This is a genomic window from Ruegeria sp. D6 (assembly GCF_056534365.1).
Map to the genome: position 1 here is coordinate 1101008 of NZ_JBQFPH010000001.1, position 19675 is coordinate 1120682.

The following is a 19675-nucleotide window of genomic DNA, read 5'->3' on the forward strand; positions in this document are numbered from 1 at the left end:
CCCCGCTTCTTCTGTTTAGAAATTTTAACGCCGATGGCATTCAGCCATCGCCTGATTCCTGATAGACGCCTTGCTCTTTTAATGCGTCCACAACCTCTTTGGGCATGTAGGTTTCATCGTGTTTCGCAAGGATTTCAGTGGCTTCAAAGACTCCATTCACATAACTTCCGGTGCCCACCATACCCTGATTTTCCGAGAATAGATCGGGCAGAACACCGGTAAAAGCGACCTTTACGCTTTCACCGCCGTCGGTCACGACGAAATGCACAGTCTCACCCTGCCCGCGAATGATCGAACCTTCTTCGACCAATCCACCTATACGGAACACCTCGGTCGGTTTCGGCGGTTCTGCAATCACCTGACTGGGTGAGCGGAAAAAGTTGATGCCATCACGCATCGCATATCCGATCAGACCCGTCGCCAGTATCAGGGCCGCAACAGCCACTAGAATGACTTGTACACGACGACGTTTCTTAAGCGTTTTCATACCGTCCTCACGGGAACAAGGGGGCCATCATCAGACCCAGGGTTTCATCCTCACCTAACATCAGGTTGGCGTTCTGCAAGGCTTGCCCACTGCTACCTTTTGTCAGGTTATCCAATGCTGCCACCACGATTGCACGGCGTTCGATCCGATCTCCAACGACACCGATATGGCAGAAGTTCGACCCCCGCACATGGTGGGTCGAGGGCGTCTCGCCAAATGGCAGCATCTCAATGAAGGGCTCGGCTTCATAGGCCGATTGAAGTGTCTCATACACGCTCTGCGGGTCACCCTTTACATAGGTTGTGGCCAGAATACCCCGGTTGGCTGGGATCAGGTGCGGTGTGAACTGCACATGCACCGTCCGTCCAGCCAGTTCCGTGAATTCCTGATCAAACTCGCCCAGATGCCGGTGCGTCCCGCCAACGGCATATGCGTTCGCCCCTTCACTGAGTTCTGCGTGCAATAGATTCTCTTTCAGCGCCCGACCTGCGCCCGAGACCGCGCATTTCAGGTCCAGAATGATGTCATCCAGATCAATCACACCCGCCGAAATCAGCGGACGCAGCACATACTGACCCGTCGCGGCATTGCATCCGGTCCCGGCAACCAGCCGAGCGCCGCGGATTTCGTCACGGTAGAACTCGGTCAGACCATAAACCGCCTCTTCCTGATGCCCAAGCGCGGCATGTGAATTCCCATACCACTTCTTGTATTCGTCGCCATCGCGAAGTCGAAAATCTGCTGACAGGTCAACAATTTTCAAGGTGTTGGGTAGTTCGCGAATGACTTCCTGACTGGTCTTGTGCGGCAGAGCGCAGAAACACAGGTCGATTTGGCTAAAGTCGATCTCGGAAATCTTGCAAAGCACCGGCAAATCCATATGGCGCAGATGCGGAAATACCTGCGCCATTGTCTGTCCAGCCTTCCGCTCGGCGGCCAGAGCTTTGATTTCCATACTCGGATGCCCGGCGATCAGCCGCACGAGTTCCGCGCCGGTGTAGCCAGAAGCGCCAAGAATTGCGATTTTATGGGTCATGTCAGACCTCTTTCATTCATGTGTCACATGGGGTGACCGCCGCTGTGACGGTCAACGAATTACGGAATCGGAAAAGCGCCGTCCTTGACCTAGGTCAGGCGGCTTCAAAGGTGATTTGTCGTCGGAGGAACTGAGTCGCGCGATCCGTCACAACGCCCGGCTTACCCGTTGTCAGGAAGCCATCAGTGCCCTCACCCAGCATTTTCGGATGCCGTTGCAAGTAGTCTGCAAGGCTTTCCGCAACCAGATCACCCTGGCTATAGACTTTCACATCCGGTCCGAGCGCCTGCTGAAACGTCTCTGCCATCAGCGGGTAATGCGTACAGCCCAGAATGGCTGCTTGCGGTTCTGGCATCTTGCGCTTCAGAGCATCCACATGGCTGCGTACCAAGGCCTCGGCCAAGATCATGTCGCCCTCTTCGATGGCGTCCACCACCCCGCCGCAGGCTTGCGCCTCGACATCAACCCCGATCGCCCGAAACGCCAGCTCCCGCTGAAACGCACGGCTCGACACTGTCGCGGGCGTCGCAAACAGCGCAACATGCTGCACCTGAACCTCACGCGGTGGAGAGTTGTCGCCCCATTGCCGTTCAGTCAGCGCCTCAATCAAAGGCACAAATACGCCCAGTACACGCTTTCCTTCTGGCACGCCCGCTTCTTGCATCCGACGCAGGGCGGCGGCGCTTGCGGTATTGCAGGCCAGAATCACCAGATTGCAGCCGCGATCCCAAAGGTCCTGCACAGCGTTTCGTGTCAGGTTAAAGATATCCTCGGCATCGCGCACACCATAAGGCGCATGCGCGCTGTCCGCGAAATAAAGAAAATCAACGTCGGGCAGACGTTTCTGCGCGGCGTTCAGGACGGTCAAACCACCCAATCCGGAATCAAAGATACCTACTGCCATTTGCCCCTTCAGGCGCGATGCCGTTCCTCGAATTCATAGCCATAGTCATAAGACTTCAATGGCTCTGGAGACAGCTCATACGTGGCTTTGCGCAGGAAATCCATCATCTTGCGCGTATCCTTGCCCAGCGGGTCCAGAATGTCGCGCCCAATGGGGTCTCCTACAACCACGCGGACGGGGGTATCGACACGTTTCTTGAACTCTTTGATCAGCAACCCCATCCGCAGAGTGTTGTGCAGATGGCTGGCAATCTGGAACAAACGCGAGGTGTGACCATCGAAGAAAACCGGCACAACGGTCGCATTGGATTTGGCAACCATCCGCGCTGTAAATCCGCGCCACCCTGGATCCATCGGATGAGAAAATGGCTTGGCCGCAGTGCTGACGGTGCCACCCGGGAAGATCCCGATTGCACCACCATCGCTTAGGTAGTTCAGAGCGGTTTTTCGGGTCGCAAGGTTCAGCTTCATCGCATCTTTTGTGGCATCAAACGAAATTGGCAGCACGATGCTGTTCAGGTCTTCAGCTTTGCGAAAAACATGATTGGCGAGAATGCGAAAGTCTGTCCGAGTCTGAGACAGGATGTGTCCCATCATTAGCCCGTCTAGAATGCCATAGGGATGGTTCGCAATCAGGATCAATGGCCCATCTTTTGGGATGTTCGACAACGCACCGCCAACCACGTCTAATGTCAGCCCATATCGATCCACCATTACGGACCAAAAATCACGCCCCTGTGCGACCTCCTGCTCATACCCGTCAGCGCGGCGGATAAGACGCAGACGACCGGTGGTGTTTTCCATCAGCTTGATCACCATCCGCCCGCTCCGCGTTTCTGCGGAATGGGCGTAAGAGATGTCACGAGCGACGTGATGGCGCGAGGGCATTGGCTACTCCGGTTTGCTGCCGCTTAGATAAGGCCGGGTAGCCATTTTGCATAGGTTTGATGACAAGCTTGTAAAGCCTCACTCTGCCGCAGCTTTCATCTGAGGCCCGCCATCGCGAATAACAGCCAACAATTCCTCGCGACGTTTCGCAGCCTTGGCTTCATTCGCGACCAAAACCGGACCGAAACCGCGAATGTCCAATGGCAGAGCCGCAAGGGCCGCGATCGCATCACTGGTTTCGGGTGTCAGGCTGGGCAAAACCTCTTTCATGTCCTTTTCATACTGGCGGATCAGAGCACGCTCCATTTTGCGCTCTGTCGTGTAGCCAAAGATATCCAGCGGAGTGCCGCGCAAACCTTTCAGCTTGGCTAGAACCTTCAACGGACCAAGAAACCACTCTCCGAACGCTTTCTTGGCCGGGCGTCCATTGTCGCCCTTCGTCCCCAGGGTTGGCGGCGCAAGATGGAAGGTCATCTTAAAGTCACCATCAAACTCGGCCTCCGCCTTCTGGCGACTGTCGAGCAGCAATCGGGCGACTTCATATTCATCCTTATATGACAAAAGCTTATGGTAGCCTTTGGCAATAGCCTCACGAACGTGTTGATCTTCAACGCTGTCGACCAGCTTGCGATAACGTTTCGCCAACCGCTTATTTTGATAGTCGATCAGGTGCGCAGCGCGGAAATCGATCACTTGATCGAGGGTCTTTGGCAACTCTTCCACGTTGGGGCGCAAAATATTGGCCACGTCGTTGGGGTGGGTCACCGCCCAGCGACCAACTTCAAAGGCGCGTTTGTTGCGCTCGACCGCCGCACCATTCAACTCAATAGCACCCATTATCGCTTGGTGACTGATCGGTAGCAGACCACGCTGCCAGGCTGCACCAAAGACCATCATATTGGAATAGATCGAGTCGCCCATCACGGCTCGCGCCAGATCGGTGGCATCGAAAAGGGCCACCCCATCTTTCAACCGCGCTTGCAGAGCAAGCTGCAATTGATCGCTGGGGATCGTGAATTCTGTATCGCGCGTGAAGTCACCGGTGATAATCTCATGACTGTTCACAACAGCGCCGGTCTGGCCGGTTTGCGTGAGGCCAAGCGTCTTGGCCCCGGCCGATACCACCAGATCACCGCCGATCAGCGTATGCGCCTCGCCAGTGGCAACACGGATCGCGCTGATATCTTCGGGCCGGTTGGCCAGACGGCAATGGATATGTACGGCGCCACCCTTCTGTGCGAGGCCGGCCATTTCCATCATACCGGCACCCTTGCCGTCGATTTGTGCGGCTTGCGCCAGAACCGCCCCGATGGTGACAACGCCTGTGCCGCCAACTCCGGTAATTACGACGTTATGAGTGCCAATGATCTGTGGCAAAACGGGGTCCGGTAGATCGGGCAAGTCGAGGTCGGTCGTCGCCTCTTTGCGGATTTTCGCCCCTTCAACGGTTACAAAAGACGGGCAGAACCCGTTCAAGCAGGAAAAATCCTTGTTGCAGCTTGACTGATCAATCGCACGCTTGCGGCCAAGTTCGGTCTCTTTCGGTACGATGGAAACACAGTTCGACTGAACGCCGCAATCTCCGCAACCCTCACAGATATCAGTATTTATGAACACTCGCTTATCGGGGTCGGGGAACGTGCCGCGCTTGCGTCTCCTGCGCTTTTCAGCTGCGCAGGTCTGGACATAAACAATGACCGATACACCCTCGATTTCGCGGAATTTTTCCTGAACCTGCATCAGTTTTGAACGCTCGAACGTCTCAACGCCCGAAGGCAACGCACCAAAATTCACATCTTCTTTTTCGTCGTAAACGACAGCGACGTTGCTGACACCCATCGCGCGGACCTCGGCGACGATGCGTTCGGCACTTAGCCCACCTTCGTTCTCCTGACCTCCAGTCATCGCAACGGCGTCGTTATAGAGGATCTTAAAGGTGATATTTGTGCCCGCAGCCAGTGCCGCCCGGATCGCCTGCACGCCGGAATGGTTATAGGTGCCATCGCCGAGGTTTTGGAAAACATGTTGTGTGGTTGAAAACGGAGCCTCGCCGATCCAGTTTGCGCCTTCGCCGCCCATCTGGGTGAAACCGGTGGTTTCGCGATCCATCCACTGCACCATGTAGTGACAGCCAATTCCGGCATAGGCACGGCTGCCATCAGGCAGCTTGGTTGAACTGTTATGCGGACATCCAGAACAAAAGTATGGTAAACGCGCCGCGATTTCCTGCGCATTGTCAGCCCGGCGCGCTTCGGACAGCGCCTCCAGTCCGGCACGAACGCCATCTGTATCGCGCCCCTCTTCGATTAGGATCTCACCCAGCTTCTCGGCAATCATGATCGGGTCAAGCGCCCCTCGGGTCGGGAACAGTTCTTCGCGGTGCAGCGTCCCCGCGCCGCCTTTGTACCAGCCATAAACACGGCGCCCACGACGGTCGTCAAAGATAGCCTCTTTGACCTGAACTTCGATCAGCTTGCGCTTTTCCTCGACGATCACGATCAGGTCCAGCCCCTCAGCCCAATCGTGGAAGCCCTTCATATCCAAGGGGAAAGTCTGCCCGATCTTATAGGTGGTAATGCCTAGCCGTTCGGCCTCATCCGCGTTGATGTTCAGCAGCGACATGGCATGAGTCAGATCAAGCCAGTTCTTACCCGCCGCCACAAACCCAATCTTGGCACCCGGTTTTCCCCAGACCCTCTTGTCTAGCTTGTTGGCGTGCGAAAAGACCTCTGCCGCAAAGCGCTTGTGGTCGATTACGCGCGCTTCCTGCAGATGCGGCGTATCACCCAGCCGAATATTCAGCCCACCCTCTGGCATATCGAATTGAGGGGTGACCAGCTGCATTCGGTCAGGGCGGCCATCTACGACGGAAGTCACTTCGATCGTGTCTTTCATCGTTTTCAGCCCGACCCAGACCCCGGCGAACCGGCTAAGCGCGAACCCATAGATGCCATAGTCCAGAATTTCTTGCACACCAGCGGGGCTGACCACGGGCATGTACATGTCCACCAGTGACCATTCCGACTGATGTAAAACGGTGGAGCTTTCACCCGTGTGATCATCGCCCATGGCCATCAATACACCGCCATGTTGCGCCGTGCCCGCCATATTGGCATGGCGCATCACATCACCGGATCGATCTACGCCCGGCCCCTTGCCATACCAGAGCCCAAAAACACCATCGAATTTTCCGTCGCCACGCAGCCCCGCCTGTTGGCTGCCCCATAATGCGGTTGCGGCCAGATCTTCGTTCAATCCGAATTGAAAGGTGACATCCTTTTCGGCAAGTTGCTTTTCTGCACGAGACATCTGAAGGTCTACAGCACCAAGCGGAGACCCCCGATAGCCAGTGACCAGACCTGCTGTGTTCAATCCCGCCGCAGTGTCTCGTACTTTTTGCATCAGCATCAAACGCACCAGTGCCTGCGTACCGTTCAGAAGAACCGGGCTTTTGGACAGGTCGAACCGGTCGTTGAGTGAAATTTTCGGCTGACTCATCTGACGTCTCCCCTCGTCGGATTAGTGTGCTTTATTCTCGTGCATATTAGGTCATAAATACTGACCTGTATAGTGATTTTACTCTATTCCGTAACGATTTCCGGGTTTCATTGTGGAATTTGTTACCTGTTTCATATAGGGCTGCGCGAGGATAACGAAAGTTGCGGCGATGGATTGGGACAAGCTCAGAATATTTCACGCGGTTGCAGACGCTGGCAGCCTCACACACGCGGGAGACAAGCTCAATTTATCTCAATCCGCGGTGAGCCGTCAGATCCGCGCGCTTGAAGAATCACTCGATGCAACCTTGTTCCACCGCCATGCACGCGGCCTGATTCTGACAGAACAAGGCGAATTGCTGTTCGATGCCACGACGGCCATGCTGAAACGTCTGGATGCCGCTGCAGCGCGTATCCGGGATAGTGAAGATGAGGTATTTGGCGTACTGAGGGTGACCACCACCTTCGGGTTCGGCACGCTGTGGCTCGCCCCGCGCCTACCGAAGCTCTATGAACAGTATCCCGACCTCAATATCGACCTCATGCTTGAAGAGCGGGTGTTGGATCTGCCAATGCGTGAAGCCGATGTGGCCATCCGCATGAAAGAGCCCAGCCAGGCCGATCTCGTGCGCAAACGGCTGATGACTGTGCAGATGCTGCTCTATGCAACGCGCAGCTATTTGGATGCTCATGGTGGGGCGCCTGAAACGCTGGAAGACATTTCCAAGCACCGATTGATCTGCCAAACGCCCGCAGCCCCTCAGGTTGGGGCAAGCGCGTCGATGGTTCGTCACCTTATGACATACAATCCCGGCTCGTTGCTGACCGTGAACAACTATTTCGGCGTTCTTCAGGGCGTGCTGCATGATCTGGGTATCGGAGTACTTCCTGATTATGTGACTGAGGACTTCCCGGATCTGGTCCCCGTCATGTCAGACATCGAAAGTGCTGATGTCCCGGTTTACCTCGCCTACCCCGAAGAATTGCGTCATTCCAAACGGATAGCGGCATTTCGGGACTTTGTGCAGGATGAGATAATCGCCCATCGCAAACAGCTAAGGCAATTGGGCAAGCTATAGCCATGCACTCAGAGCATAGCGGGCATGACGCCGGGGTCTGCTAATAGACCTTGATCGTTAATAAACTGATCCCTAAATGAGCACATGAAGGCGGTGATGCTGAAACGCTCATCATCTTCATACCTCCCTGTTGGACTACGGCCGAGCTCAGTGCTCGGCCTTTTTTTTGCGCCAGGCTGATGCAATTCAGTGGAAAGCACTGGGAAAATCCAACGCGTAGGCCTATGATCCCGAAAAAACACCTAAATTTCGTGTTCGAGGGCTAATTCATGTACCACTCATTCCGCCTATTGTTGGCGATGATTTCAGTCTTGTTCCTGGCCGTGCCACTTCATGCACAAGACACAAGCACAACCGCTACAGTTGAAATTCCCGAAGATCTTACGCCAGAACAGGTTGATGATCTGGTTGCGCGCATGTCTGACGACCAGGTACGGGCAATCCTTCTGGAACGCCTTGACGCTGTTGCCGAAAAGCAAGCGGCGGAAAAGGAAGGTCAGGAAGACCCGCTGACCGAGCTCAATGAGATCTGGGCAGAAATGGTCGCATCCTGGACACATGTTCTGACCACAGTTCCCAATATCATCAGTGCGCAAATCACTGCATTTAGCAATTTCTCTGACAAATTGGGGGGCGCTGGTGTTCTGACGCTAATGGGGCTGGTGCTCTCGGTCCTGATAGTCGGCTTCATTGCTGAGAAGCTATTCATTTTCCTGACCCGCCGCTGGCATGAGGCAACCGAACCCTCGGGTGACGCTGATCTCAGAGGCGCTGTGAACTACCTGTTCCGCCGATTTTGCCGCGAAATTGCAGGGCTTATCGTATTCTACGTCGTCATTCGGGCGATTGGCCGAGGATTGCTGAGCCCCGAGCAGATCATCTATGCAGCCCCATTTGTATTCTACCTAATCTGGGTGCCGCGTCTGGGGGCAGCAGTCTCGCGCTTTGTTCTTGCGCCGCAAAAGCCACAATTCCGATTGGTAAACATTGACGACCACTGGGCAAAATACCTGCATCGCAACCTGATCGGTCTGCTGATCCTGATCGGCTTTACCTTATTCGTACTAAGGTTCAACGCGCTCAACGGGGTAACCGGCGATCAAACGCGCATCGGTTTCTGGCTGAACGCTGCAATCCACGTCTATATTGGCATAATCGCCTGGACTGCGCGCGAAGGTTTGTCACAGATGATGCTGGGCACCGACCCGGACCACACCAAGTTCGACGAAGAAGTCGCGCGGTATTACCCGTATTTTGCAATCGGCGTTTCGGTCGTGATTTGGCTGCTGGTCGAATTCCTAGTGGCACAACGCAACCCGGCGCTGATCCGCGTACTGTCCGGTGGAGCGCATTTCACAACCATGTTCTGGCTGTTGATTGCACCTGCACTTGATACATTAATACGTGGTTTGGTGCGCCACCTGCAGCCGCCAATGTCGGGCGAAGGGCCATTAGCAGAACGCGCCTATCGATCGGCCAAGCGCAGCTATATTCGCATCGGTCGGGTGATTGCTGGCCTCTTCGTCGTCTTCATGATTTCCCGTGTTTGGCAGCTAGATCTGCGCCATGTTGCGTCCGCAGGTATCGGTGCCGAAGTTGGCGGCGCAATCATCGAGTTCCTGCTGATCATCGCTGTCGGCTACATCCTGAACGAGATCGTCTCGCTATGGATTAACCGTCGTCTGGCCAAGGAACAGACAGCGGCCGAGGAGCTGGATGAAGAAGCCGGCGGAGAAGGTGGCGGCGCGGGTGGTTCGCGTCTGGCGACCGTCCTGCCCTTGTTGCGGATTACCGCACAAGTCACAATCTCGGTGATCTTCGGCCTACTTGCCCTGAGCGCCTTGGGCATCAACATCACGCCGCTGCTGGCTGGTGCTGGTGTTTTGGGTCTGGCCATCGGCTTTGGTGCGCAGAAACTGGTGGCCGATATCGTAGGCGGCATCTTCTTCCTGATCGATGACGCATTCCGCGTCGGCGAATATGTCGATGTCGGCGGGACCATGGGAACGGTCGAGAAAATTTCGATCCGCTCAATGCAGCTTCGCCACCATCGTGGTCCGGTGCACACTATACCTTATGGCGAGATTCAAAAGCTCACCAACTTCAGCCGTGACTGGGTGATCATGAAGTTGAAATTTACTGTGCCGTTCGACACCGACCCCAACAAGGTCAAGAAGATCTTCAAGAAGATCGGTGCCGAGATGATGCAGGACGAGGTTCACAAAGATGGCTTCCTGCAGCCCTTCAAATCTCAGGGTGTGTTCGACTTCGACGATGTCGGTATGATCATCCGAGGCAAGTTCATGGCCAAGCCCGGTAAGCAATTCACATTGCGTAAGGAAATCTTTAACCGTGTGAAGGCCGAATTCAACGCAAATGGTATCGACTTCGCCCGCCGCGAGGTGCGCGTCGCCATCCCGGGGTTGGATGAGGCTGAGAACATAACTGAAGAACAAAAAGCTGCCGCCGGTGCAGCCGCCGCAGATGCGGTCAACAAAGGGCAAAACCCCGCCTGACACTTAGGCTTCGACACGTTTCAGCCGCTGGCTGAACCAAATCAGCACGCCTCTCAAATCGGAACCGGTCTTATGGCCGGTTCCGTTTTTTATTGCCCGATGACCCCTGTGCGGGTTTGGCTCTTTCCTCAAGCGGCCCATTGCCCTAAAAGGCCCGCAATCTCGGCCCACTTGGACACAGGACAGAAGATGCAAGAGCCCGCCATCACACCCGATCTGATTGCCGCACATGGGCTCAAGCCCGAGGAATACGACATGATCCTTGAGATCATCGGGCGTGAGCCGACCTTTACCGAGCTTGGCATCTTTTCGGCGATGTGGAACGAGCATTGTTCTTATAAGTCGTCCAAGAAATGGTTGCGCACCCTTCCAACCTCTGGCCCTCAGGTTATCTGCGGCCCAGGCGAGAATGCGGGTGTCGTCGATATCGGCGACGGTCAGGCCGTGGTGTTCAAGATGGAAAGCCACAACCACCCTTCGTATATCGAACCTTATCAGGGCGCGGCGACCGGCGTGGGCGGCATCCTGCGGGATGTTTTCACCATGGGCGCACGGCCCATCGCCTCGATGAACTCACTGTCCTTTGGCGAGCCGGGCCACCATAAGACGCGCCAATTGGTGAACGGAGTGGTCGAGGGGATTGGCGGCTACGGCAACTGCTTCGGTGTGCCTTGCGTGGGTGGCGAAGTTCGGTTCCACCCGGCCTATAACGGCAACTGCCTTGTGAACGCGTTTGCCGCTGGTCTGGCTGACAGTGACAAGATTTTCTACTCGGCCGCTTCGGGCGTTGGGATGCCCGTCGTCTATCTGGGCGCAAAAACCGGTCGTGACGGTGTGGGCGGAGCAACCATGGCATCGGCCGAATTCGATGACACCATCGAAGAAAAACGCCCCACCGTTCAGGTCGGCGACCCCTTCACCGAAAAGCGCCTGATGGAAGCAACGCTGGAACTGATGCAGACCGGTGCCGTGATCTCGATCCAGGACATGGGCGCAGCGGGCTTGACCTGCTCGGCTGTAGAGATGGGCGACAAAGGTGGTCTGGGCGTGCGTTTGGACCTCGAGAATGTCCCGCAGCGCGAAGAGAACATGACAGCCTATGAAATGATGCTGTCGGAATCTCAGGAACGGATGCTGATGGTCCTCAAACCTGAGCTTGAGGCCGAGGCCCGCGCCGTGTTCGAAAAATGGGACCTCGATTTTGCCATCGTAGGCGAAACCATTGCCGAAGACCGTTTCCTGATCATGCACAATGGTGAGATCAAAGCCGATCTGGTCCTGTCTAAACTGTCCTCGACCGCGCCTGAATACGACCGCCCGTGGGAACCGACCCCTGAGTCCGCGCCACTGGAAGACGTACCACAGATCGATCCGATCGACGGTCTGCGCGCCCTGCTCTCTTCACCCAATTACGCAGGCAAACAATGGGTCTATGAGCAATATGACACCATGGTCATGGCGGATTCAACTCGCACGCCGGGTCTGGGCGCTGGCATGGTCCGCGTACATGGCACCGACAAGGTGCTGGCCTTCACCAGCGACGTAACCCCGCGCTATGTCCGTGCAAACCCGGTGGAAGGCGGCAAACAAGCGGTGGCCGAGGCCTATCGCAACCTGACCGCCGTGGGGGCCAAACCACTTGCCACCACAGACAACCTGAACTTCGGGAACCCCGAAAAGCCCGAGATCATGGGTCAGTTCGTCGGCGCGATCCAAGGTATCGGTGCCGCCGTTGGTGCGCTGGATATGCCCATCGTGTCGGGCAACGTCTCTCTTTATAACGAGACAGACGGTCAGGCGATCCTGCCAACCCCCACCATCGGCGCGGTTGGTCTTCTTGCTCATAGCGACGAGATCATCGGAAACGAGGTTCGGGATGGCCATGTTGCGCTGGTCATCGGCGAAACCAACGGCCATATGGGTCAGTCCGCCCTGCTGGCCGAGGTATTCAACCGCGAGGACGGAGACGCGCCGCATGTTGATCTGGCTGCAGAGGCGCGCAACGGGGAATTCATCCGTGCCAATCGCGAGATGATCAAAGCATGTACTGATCTTAGCGATGGCGGCCTTGCACTGGCAGCGTTTGAACTTGCTGAAGCTGCAGGCGTAGGCGTTTGCCTGGATGATGCATCGTCCGAGTTCCTATTCGGCGAAGACCAGGCCCGTTATCTTGTGGCGTGCAACTTCGATCAAGCCGAGGCGCTAATGATCGCTGCCGGTCAGGCTGGTGTCCCGCTGGTCTCGGTTGGCCGGTTTACCGGTGACAGCGTGAAGATCGGCAATTCCGAAGCTCCTTTGGCAGAACTGACCGAGAGCTTCCGCCAGAGCTTTGCCGCCGCGGTCGCCTGATAAATCGTCTCTTCCGAATTCCAGAATTCCCGCGTCTTCCATAGGCGCGGGATTCGCGTATCTGAAAGATGCTCGACATCTTGCACGCCCGCTCCCATCACTCTACATCTTGGGAAAGACCTACAGGAGTGAACCTACATGCCGATGAGCGCCCACGAGATCGAAACCCTGCTGCGCGAAAGCTTTCCCGATGCGGAAATTCAGGTTGGTGGCAGCGATGGCGTGCACATGTCCGCCATGGTCGTGGACGAGAGCTTTCGCGGCAAAAACCGCGTTCAGCAACAGCGTGCGGTTTACGCTGCGCTGAAAGGCAAGATGGATGGATCTGATGGGGAATTGCACGCGCTGGCGTTGACGACGAAGGTACCTGAATGACACAGCACTACTTTCAAAAAAGCGCCTAAGTGGCTTTGAAAACATGAGTGGCTGGCCCTTCTGGATATCTCTTCTTGGTGCATTGATAGTTGTCGCCGCCCTCATCGAAGCCTATGTCAAACGCAACAGAAAACGAAAACTGTCGGATATGCGCCCTGACCCCGATACGCTTAGCAAGGTTGGGGGAATTGAACGATACGGGCTTGATCCGGTGACGCTTGCACAAGCAGAACACCGGCGGCTTGAAGAAGAAGGATGGGCACCTGAACTGCCCGATAACCGAACGACCGCCGCGCAAGCGGATGAAAAGGAAAAGCAAGATGAGCGACGTTAAGACCCAGATCGACGAAACCGTCAAAGCCAACGATGTGGTGCTTTACATGAAAGGCACCAAAGAGATGCCGCAGTGCGGGTTCTCATCCCGGGTGGCCGGTGTTCTGAATTACATGGGGGTCGAATACACCGACGTGAACGTTCTGGCTGACGAAGCTGTGCGCCAGGGCATCAAGGACTACTCCGACTGGCCAACCGTGCCTCAGCTTTATGTCAAAGGCGAGTTTGTCGGCGGTTGCGACATTATCACTGAAATGACGCTGTCGGGCGAGCTAGACACACTGTTCGATGAAAACAGTGTGGGCTACAACAAAGACGCTGCGGACAAAATCCGCGAAGCAAACGCGTAAGCTATCGGCTGCTACAGTCCTTGAACAATACGAGTTCCGGGGCTGTGTCGCCTTCGGCCTGATGGCTGATCGTGGCATCCCACCCCTTGGAGCGCAGGGTATATGTCCCTGCCCCTCCGACGGATTCATACCGGATGCCCGAGCCGCTTGGAACCTGTTTCATGGGGATCAACTGATCATCGATCATCATCGCAGCCGCCCCATCGCCATTTGAGGCGTTAAAGTAGGACACCGGCACTTGCGTGTTGTTTTCACAGGTAAACGTCACGGACAGAATGTCGATATCGGCCTTTGCCATCGTGCCAGTCAGCGAGACGACGGCCGCGCAAAAGGCCATTCGGGCGATCGGCATTAGGCCGTCCTTTCTTCAATGACTGCCGCCAGGGCTTCGGCGCGCGCCGCCATTTCAGCCAGCGTATCCGTGACAGATGGCGGCACTACCGCGACCTCGATCCGTTCAGGTTCCGGCTGCGGTTGGCTGCGGAGCCGCTTCAATTCGGTCTCCAATTCAACCAGCTTGGCCTCGGCCAGTTTCATGCGATCTTCATGCGCGGCCGCCTTGTCTGCCAACATGAGTCCCGCCATCAGCAGCATCCGCGATTCCGGCATACGTCCGATCTGGTCCGACAAAACCTGAGCCTCATCATCCAGCAGTCTGGCTGCCGCTTGCAGAAACGGTTCTTCACCGTCCTGGCACGAGACATCAAAGCCGCGGCCACCGATATGAATGGTTACTTCGGGCATTATTCCACCTCTCCCTCGGCCAGATTGGCATGACTTAGCAATGGCTCAAGCCGAGCCAGGACCGCATGCGCTTCGGCTGCGTCCGACGCGCGCGCGGCACGTATGGCTTCTAATTCGGCTGTCGTGGCCCGGTTCAGCATGTCAGCATCCGTGACACCGTCCTCTGCGGCGGCGCGTAATTCATCGACAGCGCTTCGGAGCTGATCGTTTGCATTGCGAAGCCGTTGCAAATCATCATCCAACCGGGACATCGCGGCCCCATGGCTAGCCCGTTCCGCGCGCAGCATCTCAAGCTCGGCATTGAGTTCGGTTAACCGCTCGCTATCGACCAGTTCAGCCCGCAGACGCGCCAATTCGGCCTCCATCTCTTCCGCGCGATCCGCGATTGGGGTCAGTTTCTCGACCTGCGCGCGCAACGTATTCGCCTCTTCTGCAGCGCCCTGATGTGATCGCAGAGTCTCAATCTCTGCCTTCAAGCCCTCGACTTCGTCCGTGTTTTCAAGCGCAGCCTTGGCATCCGCCAACTCGGCCCGCGCAGCCTCAACCGTGGCGAGCTGAGAAGTCGCCTCGGCCAATTGCGCACGCAGCGCATCCACTTCCGAACTCGGTGCCGGTTGCGCACGCAGCGCGTCAATCTCTTGCGCGTGCCTCTCTTTGATCGTTTTCAGCCGTTCCTCAAGCTGGGCATTGGCCACCCGCTCTTCTTCAAGCGCCGTTCGCAGCGACGTGTCATCACCGGCTGCGGATCCAGCATCGTGCAAGGCCTCGACACCATTACCGATCCGCTCCATCGCGGTGATAATACGGCGTTGTAGTTCTTCGATCTGACTCATGCCTGTGTCACCTCTTTATCAAGGTTCGTTCTGATATTCGCCTACCCGAATCAAAAGCGGCGGCGCTCAGCCCTAGTCTAACGGAATGCGACAGAAAATACCCACTGTTTGGTTTCAACCACTTGCACACCGCTCTTGAAGCGCCAATTCGATGTGCCACGCGGTTCTGCTTGCACTTTGACAATCGGATGGTATTCAGCGCCCATCTGCCCGTAAACCAAAGGAACTACGCCCGTGGACCTGACTGCGCTGCGCAATGCCAACCCCGAACACTGGGACAAGGCTGCGGCCATCCGCACCCTGACCCTCGACGCTGTCGCCGCCGCCAATTCCGGCCATTCCGGTATGCCGATGGGCATGGCCGATGTTGCGACCGTATTGTTCGAAAAGCACCTCAAATTCGACGCCGCTGCCCCGAACTGGCCGGACCGCGATCGGTTCATCCTATCGGCGGGTCACGGTTCGATGCTGGTCTATTCGCTGCTGTATCTCACCGGTCATGGCGATGTTACGCTGGAAGAGATCAAGAACTTCCGTCAATTGGGCGCCAAAACTGCCGGGCACCCTGAAAACTTCCTGATCGATGGTGTCGAAACCACTACCGGACCTTTGGGTCAGGGCATTTCGAATGCCGTTGGCTTTGCGATGGCCGAGGAAATTCAGCGTGCGCATTATGGCAAGAAGATCGTTGATCACTATACCTACGTGATTGCGGGCGACGGCTGCCTGATGGAAGGCGTCAGCCAAGAGGCGATCACTTTGGCGGGTCGCCACGAGTTGAGCAAGCTGATCGTCTTCTGGGATAACAACAACATCACCATCGACGGCACAGTCGACATCGCCGACCGCACCGATCAGGTGCGCCGTTTTGCGGCCTCGGGCTGGCATGTGCTTGAGATTGACGGCCACGACCCCAAGGCCATCGATGCGGCCATCGTGCAGGCGAAGAAGTCGAACAAACCGACGATGATTGCTTGTGAAAGCCACATTGCACTGGGTCACGCGGCGCAGGACACTTCAAAAGGCCATGGCGCTCTGACCGATCAGGATCAGTTGAACGCCGCCAAAGAAGCATATGACTGGCCGCATGATGCGTTCGTCATCCCTGCTGAGGTCAAAGCCGTTTGGGAGGCCATTGGTGCACGTGGCAAAGCCGAGCGCGCAGCGTGGGAGGAGCGTTTTGCGCAAGTCTCCGAACGTAAACAAGCCGAATTCAACCGCGCCTATGCGTTTGAGGCACCAAAGAAGCTGGCCGGCGCCATCCGGTCGTTTAAGAAACAGATGTCGGAAGACCAGCCAAAGCTGGCCACACGCGCCTCTTCAGAGAAGGTGTTGAATGTCGTTAACCCGATCATGCCCGAAACCATTGGCGGCTCGGCTGACCTGACTGGATCGAACAACACCAAATCGGCTGATATGGGCGTGTTCCTTCCGGAAAACCGCAAGGGTCGGTATATCCATTACGGCATTCGTGAACACGGTATGGCCGCTGCTATGAACGGTATGGCGCTGCATGGTGGTATTCGCCCGTATGGCGGTACGTTCATGGCCTTCACCGACTATGCGCGGCCCTCGATGCGTTTGGCTGCACTTATGAAGATCCCGACGGTCTTCGTGATGACCCACGACTCGATTGGTCTGGGCGAAGACGGTCCGACGCACCAGCCGGTGGAACATCTGGCGATCTCACGCGCGACGCCGAACACTTATGTGTTCCGCCCCGCGGATACGATTGAGACCGCCGAAGCCTGGGAATTGGCGCTGACCTTCAAGGATAGCCCCTCAGTCCTGTCGCTGACCCGTCAAGGCGTGCCAACTGTTCGGACCCAGCACAAAGCTAAAAACCTAACCGCGCAAGGCGCTTATGTATTGGCTGACGCAGAAAACAAGCGTCAGGCGATTCTGATTGCCACAGGTTCCGAGGTTTCGCTGGCGATGGAAGCTAAAGCAATACTTGAGGCCGAAGGCATCGGCACTCGGGTCGTTTCCATGCCCTGTATGGAGCTGTTTGCCGAACAAGACGAAGCCTACCGCAAGCGCGTACTACCTGCGGGAGCCGTCCGCGTCGGTATCGAGGCTGCGGTTCGCGCCGGAGGCTGGGACCGTTGGCTTCTGGGCGAGCGTGGTCGCGAGGCCAAAGCCGGGTTCATCGGCATGTCCAGCTTTGGTGCGTCGGCACCCGCCGGAGAGCTCTACAAGCATTTTGGCATCACGACCGAGGCAACAGTCGCCAAGGTCAAAGAACTGCTGGGTTGAACCTACCCAAATAAGTCAGAAGGCCTCGGTTATAACCGGGGCCTTTTTTGTTAGACGAAAATTATTACTGACTGCATACCATCGACAATTAGATCACCATCGGTGTTCCACATCCGCATGACCTGAGAGCTGTAGCCGTCATGTCCAGCTGTCAATTGATGTTCCATCAACCACCATCCATCGCGAGTATGAATATCTTCGGACAGCACGTTGAAAATCCAGTTCATTGACGAGTTGTTTCCCGGCTTCTTCAATGTCGGGAATATGGCCGGTGGCAATAGGTCCGCAATTGCGATCAACCCTTCGATCCTATCGCGCATATCGGCATCATTATGGCGCGCCCAAACCTTCACATAGCCACGCTCTGCACCAGCAAATGGCCGCGCCCCGTCGATCAATCGAACGTCGAAGTTCTCAAGAAATGCAATGGGAAGTTTTGGCAAATCTGGCGGGAAATAGTGTTCTGTGATCTCTGGCTGTATCTCTGCCTTAGCCGGATGTTCGAACGCCACATGGCTTTCCTGTGCCTTGCCAAACGTAAATGTCCCAAGCGCGGCTGTATTCCCCTCAATCCTTGCTCGTGTATTGATCGTTGTGACATTCCGCCCATTGCGAAGCACCTCGGTTTCGATCAGCGGAGGTGAACCGATGGGCGCGGTAAAATTGATCAGGGCCGAGCGTAATGGCGGCAGAACATCGACCGCATTTCTCGCAGCAGCCAGCAGCAAGGCAGACGAGAAGCCGCCATATGTTGTGCGGCCTTGCATCCAGTTTGGCGGCACCGGAAACTGCAGCATCCCGTTCAACCGATCTGAACTGGCAAGGACTTGGGAAAGGCTGAGTTTAGTCATCGATCTCACACCGGATATGCTTCGATTGGAACTTACCCCGCTCTTACCGTTGTGCCAGATGAAACCTCACGTCACATGATCCTGATTTCAGTGTTTATTCTCAGATCCCGAAATCGCGCTGATCGCGGGGGACAGCAGCTTGGTTGCCACCGGTATCAGCGCCAGCCCATAGGCCAGACCGAATACACCATCCATCGTCGCCTTCGCGATCCACTTTACCGCGCCTGCCCATTGTTCAGGCACAGTATGACTCGCAGCATTTGCCCAGTCGTAAATGTGATGGCCCAGCCAGCCAAAGCCCAGGACCTCCATACCGTGGATCATGATCGACCCGCCGACCCACAGCATCGCAGCAGTACCAACGATAGATAGAACTTTCATGACAACGGGCATCGCTTTGACTAGGCCCCTTCCCGTTCCGCGCCCTATCGGCGTCGGAGCGTTTTGCGCCAAATACAGGCCGACATCATCCATTTTAACGATCAGAGCGACCGAGCCATAAACGGCGACGGTGACCCCAACGCCCACCACGGCCAGCGTCGCGGCTTGCATCCACACATTCGGCGCTTCAATGGCCGCCAAAGCGATGGTCATGATTTCAGCAGACAGGATAAAGTCAGTCTTGATCGCACCCTTCACCTTCTTTTCTTCCAGATGGCCGGGATCGGGATTTTTCATATCTTCGTCTATCGCATGGCTCCCATGTGGAAACAGGACGTGAAAAATCTTCTCGGCCCCCTCGAAACACAGATATGAACCACCGAGCATAAGCAGCGGTGTGATCAACCAAGGCGCAAAATTGGCGAGTAGCAAGGCAACCGGCAACAACAGAATGATCTTGTTGAAAATTGATCCGCGCGCGATGCGCCAGATGATCGGCAGTTCCCGCGCCGGGGCAAAACCCTGAACGTATTTGGGCGTCACGGCCGCATCGTCAATGATCACACCCGCAGTCTTGGCCCCAGCCTTGCCGGCAGCGGCCACCACATCGTCCACCGAAGCCGCCGCGACCTTTGCAATGCCCGCCACGTCGTCCAACAGGGCCAACAGACCACTCATCGCGCTTCCTTTCCATTCATCTGTTCGATCGGACCCTACCTGATCCAACGGCTAGCGCAAGCGTTAGCGCAATCGGCGCAGGTTTGCGCTAACACCTTAAAAATATGCCATTTTTGCCC

General features: G+C 56.2%; 17 protein-coding genes. 7 read left to right on the forward strand and 10 right to left on the reverse strand.

The window, feature by feature from the left end; all coding sequences use genetic code 11:
- Nucleotides 1–40: 40 nt before the first annotated feature.
- The 5 genes from ccmE to ACR0A1_RS05535 all read right to left on the reverse strand — a co-directional run bounded on the left by ccmE (nt 41) and on the right by ACR0A1_RS05535 (nt 6812).
- Complete coding sequence (gene ccmE / locus ACR0A1_RS05515) at nt 41–487, reverse strand: cytochrome c maturation protein CcmE (protein ID WP_480736292.1); 447 nt, start codon at nt 485–487, stop codon at nt 41–43.
- Between the two features lie 7 nt (nt 488–494).
- The gene (argC, locus tag ACR0A1_RS05520) at nt 495–1523 is read right to left on the reverse strand and encodes an N-acetyl-gamma-glutamyl-phosphate reductase (RefSeq protein ID WP_480866571.1); all 1029 of its coding nucleotides are present in this window, start codon (nt 1521–1523) and stop codon (nt 495–497) included.
- Between the two features lie 94 nt (nt 1524–1617).
- Nucleotides 1618–2427 (reverse strand): glutamate racemase, encoded by an 810-nt coding sequence (gene murI / locus ACR0A1_RS05525; protein WP_480753321.1) that lies wholly within the window; start codon nt 2425–2427, stop codon nt 1618–1620.
- An 8-nt stretch (nt 2428–2435) separates the two neighbouring features.
- A complete protein-coding gene (locus ACR0A1_RS05530) occupies nt 2436–3314 on the reverse strand; it encodes a lysophospholipid acyltransferase family protein (RefSeq protein ID WP_170421435.1) in 879 nt (292 codons plus the stop codon).
- A 78-nt stretch (nt 3315–3392) separates the two neighbouring features.
- Nucleotides 3393–6812, reverse strand: coding sequence for an indolepyruvate ferredoxin oxidoreductase family protein (locus ACR0A1_RS05535; RefSeq protein WP_170635672.1), 3420 nt, complete (start codon nt 6810–6812; stop codon nt 3393–3395).
- A 169-nt stretch (nt 6813–6981) separates the two neighbouring features.
- Here ACR0A1_RS05535 and ACR0A1_RS05540 point away from each other — a divergent pair, with 169 nt between their 5' ends.
- The 6 genes from ACR0A1_RS05540 to grxD all read left to right on the forward strand — a co-directional run bounded on the left by ACR0A1_RS05540 (nt 6982) and on the right by grxD (nt 13813).
- Complete coding sequence (locus ACR0A1_RS05540; protein WP_170393176.1) at nt 6982–7890, forward strand: LysR family transcriptional regulator; 909 nt, start codon at nt 6982–6984, stop codon at nt 7888–7890.
- A 269-nt stretch (nt 7891–8159) separates the two neighbouring features.
- Complete coding sequence (locus ACR0A1_RS05545) at nt 8160–10406, forward strand: mechanosensitive ion channel family protein (RefSeq protein ID WP_480866574.1); 2247 nt, start codon at nt 8160–8162, stop codon at nt 10404–10406.
- Nucleotides 10407–10595: 189 nt separating this feature from the next.
- Nucleotides 10596–12755 carry a phosphoribosylformylglycinamidine synthase subunit PurL gene (gene purL / locus ACR0A1_RS05550; protein WP_480866576.1) on the forward strand — a complete coding sequence of 720 codons (2160 nt, stop codon included), beginning with the start codon at nt 10596–10598 and terminating at the stop codon, nt 12753–12755.
- Nucleotides 12756–12893: 138 nt separating this feature from the next.
- Nucleotides 12894–13130 carry a BolA/IbaG family iron-sulfur metabolism protein gene (locus ACR0A1_RS05555; protein ID WP_170562863.1) on the forward strand — a complete coding sequence of 79 codons (237 nt, stop codon included), beginning with the start codon at nt 12894–12896 and terminating at the stop codon, nt 13128–13130.
- 43 nt (nt 13131–13173) lie between these two features.
- On the forward strand, nt 13174–13464 hold the full coding sequence (locus tag ACR0A1_RS05560) for a hypothetical protein (protein ID WP_170393180.1): 291 nt from the start codon (nt 13174–13176) through the stop codon (nt 13462–13464).
- Nucleotides 13451–13813 (forward strand): Grx4 family monothiol glutaredoxin, encoded by a 363-nt coding sequence (gene grxD, locus ACR0A1_RS05565; RefSeq protein ID WP_170393181.1) that lies wholly within the window; start codon nt 13451–13453, stop codon nt 13811–13813. The genes ACR0A1_RS05560 and grxD overlap by 14 nt, the downstream gene beginning before the upstream one ends.
- A 1-nt stretch (nt 13814) precedes the next feature.
- On the opposite strand, the gene ACR0A1_RS05570 is transcribed toward grxD, so the two are convergent.
- From ACR0A1_RS05570 to ACR0A1_RS05580, 3 genes are read right to left on the reverse strand one after another with little or no spacing between them, the layout of a single operon-like run.
- The gene (locus ACR0A1_RS05570) at nt 13815–14165 is read right to left on the reverse strand and encodes an MliC family protein (protein ID WP_170405544.1); all 351 of its coding nucleotides are present in this window, start codon (nt 14163–14165) and stop codon (nt 13815–13817) included.
- The gene (locus ACR0A1_RS05575) at nt 14165–14557 is read right to left on the reverse strand and encodes a cell division protein ZapA (protein WP_170393183.1); all 393 of its coding nucleotides are present in this window, start codon (nt 14555–14557) and stop codon (nt 14165–14167) included. Before ACR0A1_RS05575 ends, ACR0A1_RS05570 begins: the two co-directional genes overlap by 1 nt.
- Nucleotides 14557–15390, reverse strand: a complete 834-nt coding sequence (locus ACR0A1_RS05580; RefSeq protein WP_170393184.1) for a coiled-coil domain-containing protein — start codon at nt 15388–15390, stop codon at nt 14557–14559. Before ACR0A1_RS05580 ends, ACR0A1_RS05575 begins: the two co-directional genes overlap by 1 nt.
- 234 nt (nt 15391–15624) lie before the next feature.
- Here ACR0A1_RS05580 and tkt point away from each other — a divergent pair, with 234 nt between their 5' ends.
- On the forward strand, nt 15625–17646 hold the full coding sequence (gene tkt, locus ACR0A1_RS05585) for a transketolase (RefSeq protein ID WP_480866579.1): 2022 nt from the start codon (nt 15625–15627) through the stop codon (nt 17644–17646).
- Between the two features lie 50 nt (nt 17647–17696).
- On the opposite strand, the gene ACR0A1_RS05590 is transcribed toward tkt, so the two are convergent.
- Nucleotides 17697–18497 carry a thioesterase family protein gene (locus ACR0A1_RS05590; protein WP_170510103.1) on the reverse strand — a complete coding sequence of 267 codons (801 nt, stop codon included), beginning with the start codon at nt 18495–18497 and terminating at the stop codon, nt 17697–17699.
- An 87-nt stretch (nt 18498–18584) separates the two neighbouring features.
- Nucleotides 18585–19556 (reverse strand): DUF808 domain-containing protein, encoded by a 972-nt coding sequence (locus ACR0A1_RS05595; protein ID WP_480866581.1) that lies wholly within the window; start codon nt 19554–19556, stop codon nt 18585–18587.
- Nucleotides 19557–19675: the final 119 nt, after the last annotated feature.

What these genes read in the sequence shown, in the direction of transcription:
- ccmE (WP_480736292.1), bottom strand. Translation starts at nt 487, where the DNA reads ATGAAAACGCTTAAGAAACGTCGTCGTGTACAAGTCATTCTAGTGGCT.
- argC (WP_480866571.1), bottom strand. Translation starts at nt 1,523, where the DNA reads ATGACCCATAAAATCGCAATTCTTGGCGCTTCTGGCTACACCGGCGCG.
- murI (WP_480753321.1), bottom strand. Translation starts at nt 2,427, where the DNA reads ATGGCAGTAGGTATCTTTGATTCCGGATTGGGTGGTTTGACCGTCCTG.
- ACR0A1_RS05530 (WP_170421435.1), bottom strand. Translation starts at nt 3,314, where the DNA reads ATGCCCTCGCGCCATCACGTCGCTCGTGACATCTCTTACGCCCATTCC.
- ACR0A1_RS05535 (WP_170635672.1), bottom strand. Translation starts at nt 6,812, where the DNA reads ATGAGTCAGCCGAAAATTTCACTCAACGACCGGTTCGACCTGTCCAAA.
- ACR0A1_RS05540 (WP_170393176.1), top strand. Translation starts at nt 6,982, where the DNA reads ATGGATTGGGACAAGCTCAGAATATTTCACGCGGTTGCAGACGCTGGC.
- ACR0A1_RS05545 (WP_480866574.1), top strand. Translation starts at nt 8,160, where the DNA reads ATGTACCACTCATTCCGCCTATTGTTGGCGATGATTTCAGTCTTGTTC.
- purL (WP_480866576.1), top strand. Translation starts at nt 10,596, where the DNA reads ATGCAAGAGCCCGCCATCACACCCGATCTGATTGCCGCACATGGGCTC.
- ACR0A1_RS05555 (WP_170562863.1), top strand. Translation starts at nt 12,894, where the DNA reads ATGCCGATGAGCGCCCACGAGATCGAAACCCTGCTGCGCGAAAGCTTT.
- ACR0A1_RS05560 (WP_170393180.1), top strand. Translation starts at nt 13,174, where the DNA reads ATGAGTGGCTGGCCCTTCTGGATATCTCTTCTTGGTGCATTGATAGTT.
- grxD (WP_170393181.1), top strand. Translation starts at nt 13,451, where the DNA reads ATGAGCGACGTTAAGACCCAGATCGACGAAACCGTCAAAGCCAACGAT.
- ACR0A1_RS05570 (WP_170405544.1), bottom strand. Translation starts at nt 14,165, where the DNA reads ATGCCGATCGCCCGAATGGCCTTTTGCGCGGCCGTCGTCTCGCTGACT.
- ACR0A1_RS05575 (WP_170393183.1), bottom strand. Translation starts at nt 14,557, where the DNA reads ATGCCCGAAGTAACCATTCATATCGGTGGCCGCGGCTTTGATGTCTCG.
- ACR0A1_RS05580 (WP_170393184.1), bottom strand. Translation starts at nt 15,390, where the DNA reads ATGAGTCAGATCGAAGAACTACAACGCCGTATTATCACCGCGATGGAG.
- ACR0A1_RS05590 (WP_170510103.1), bottom strand. Translation starts at nt 18,497, where the DNA reads ATGACTAAACTCAGCCTTTCCCAAGTCCTTGCCAGTTCAGATCGGTTG.
- ACR0A1_RS05595 (WP_480866581.1), bottom strand. Translation starts at nt 19,556, where the DNA reads ATGAGTGGTCTGTTGGCCCTGTTGGACGACGTGGCGGGCATTGCAAAG.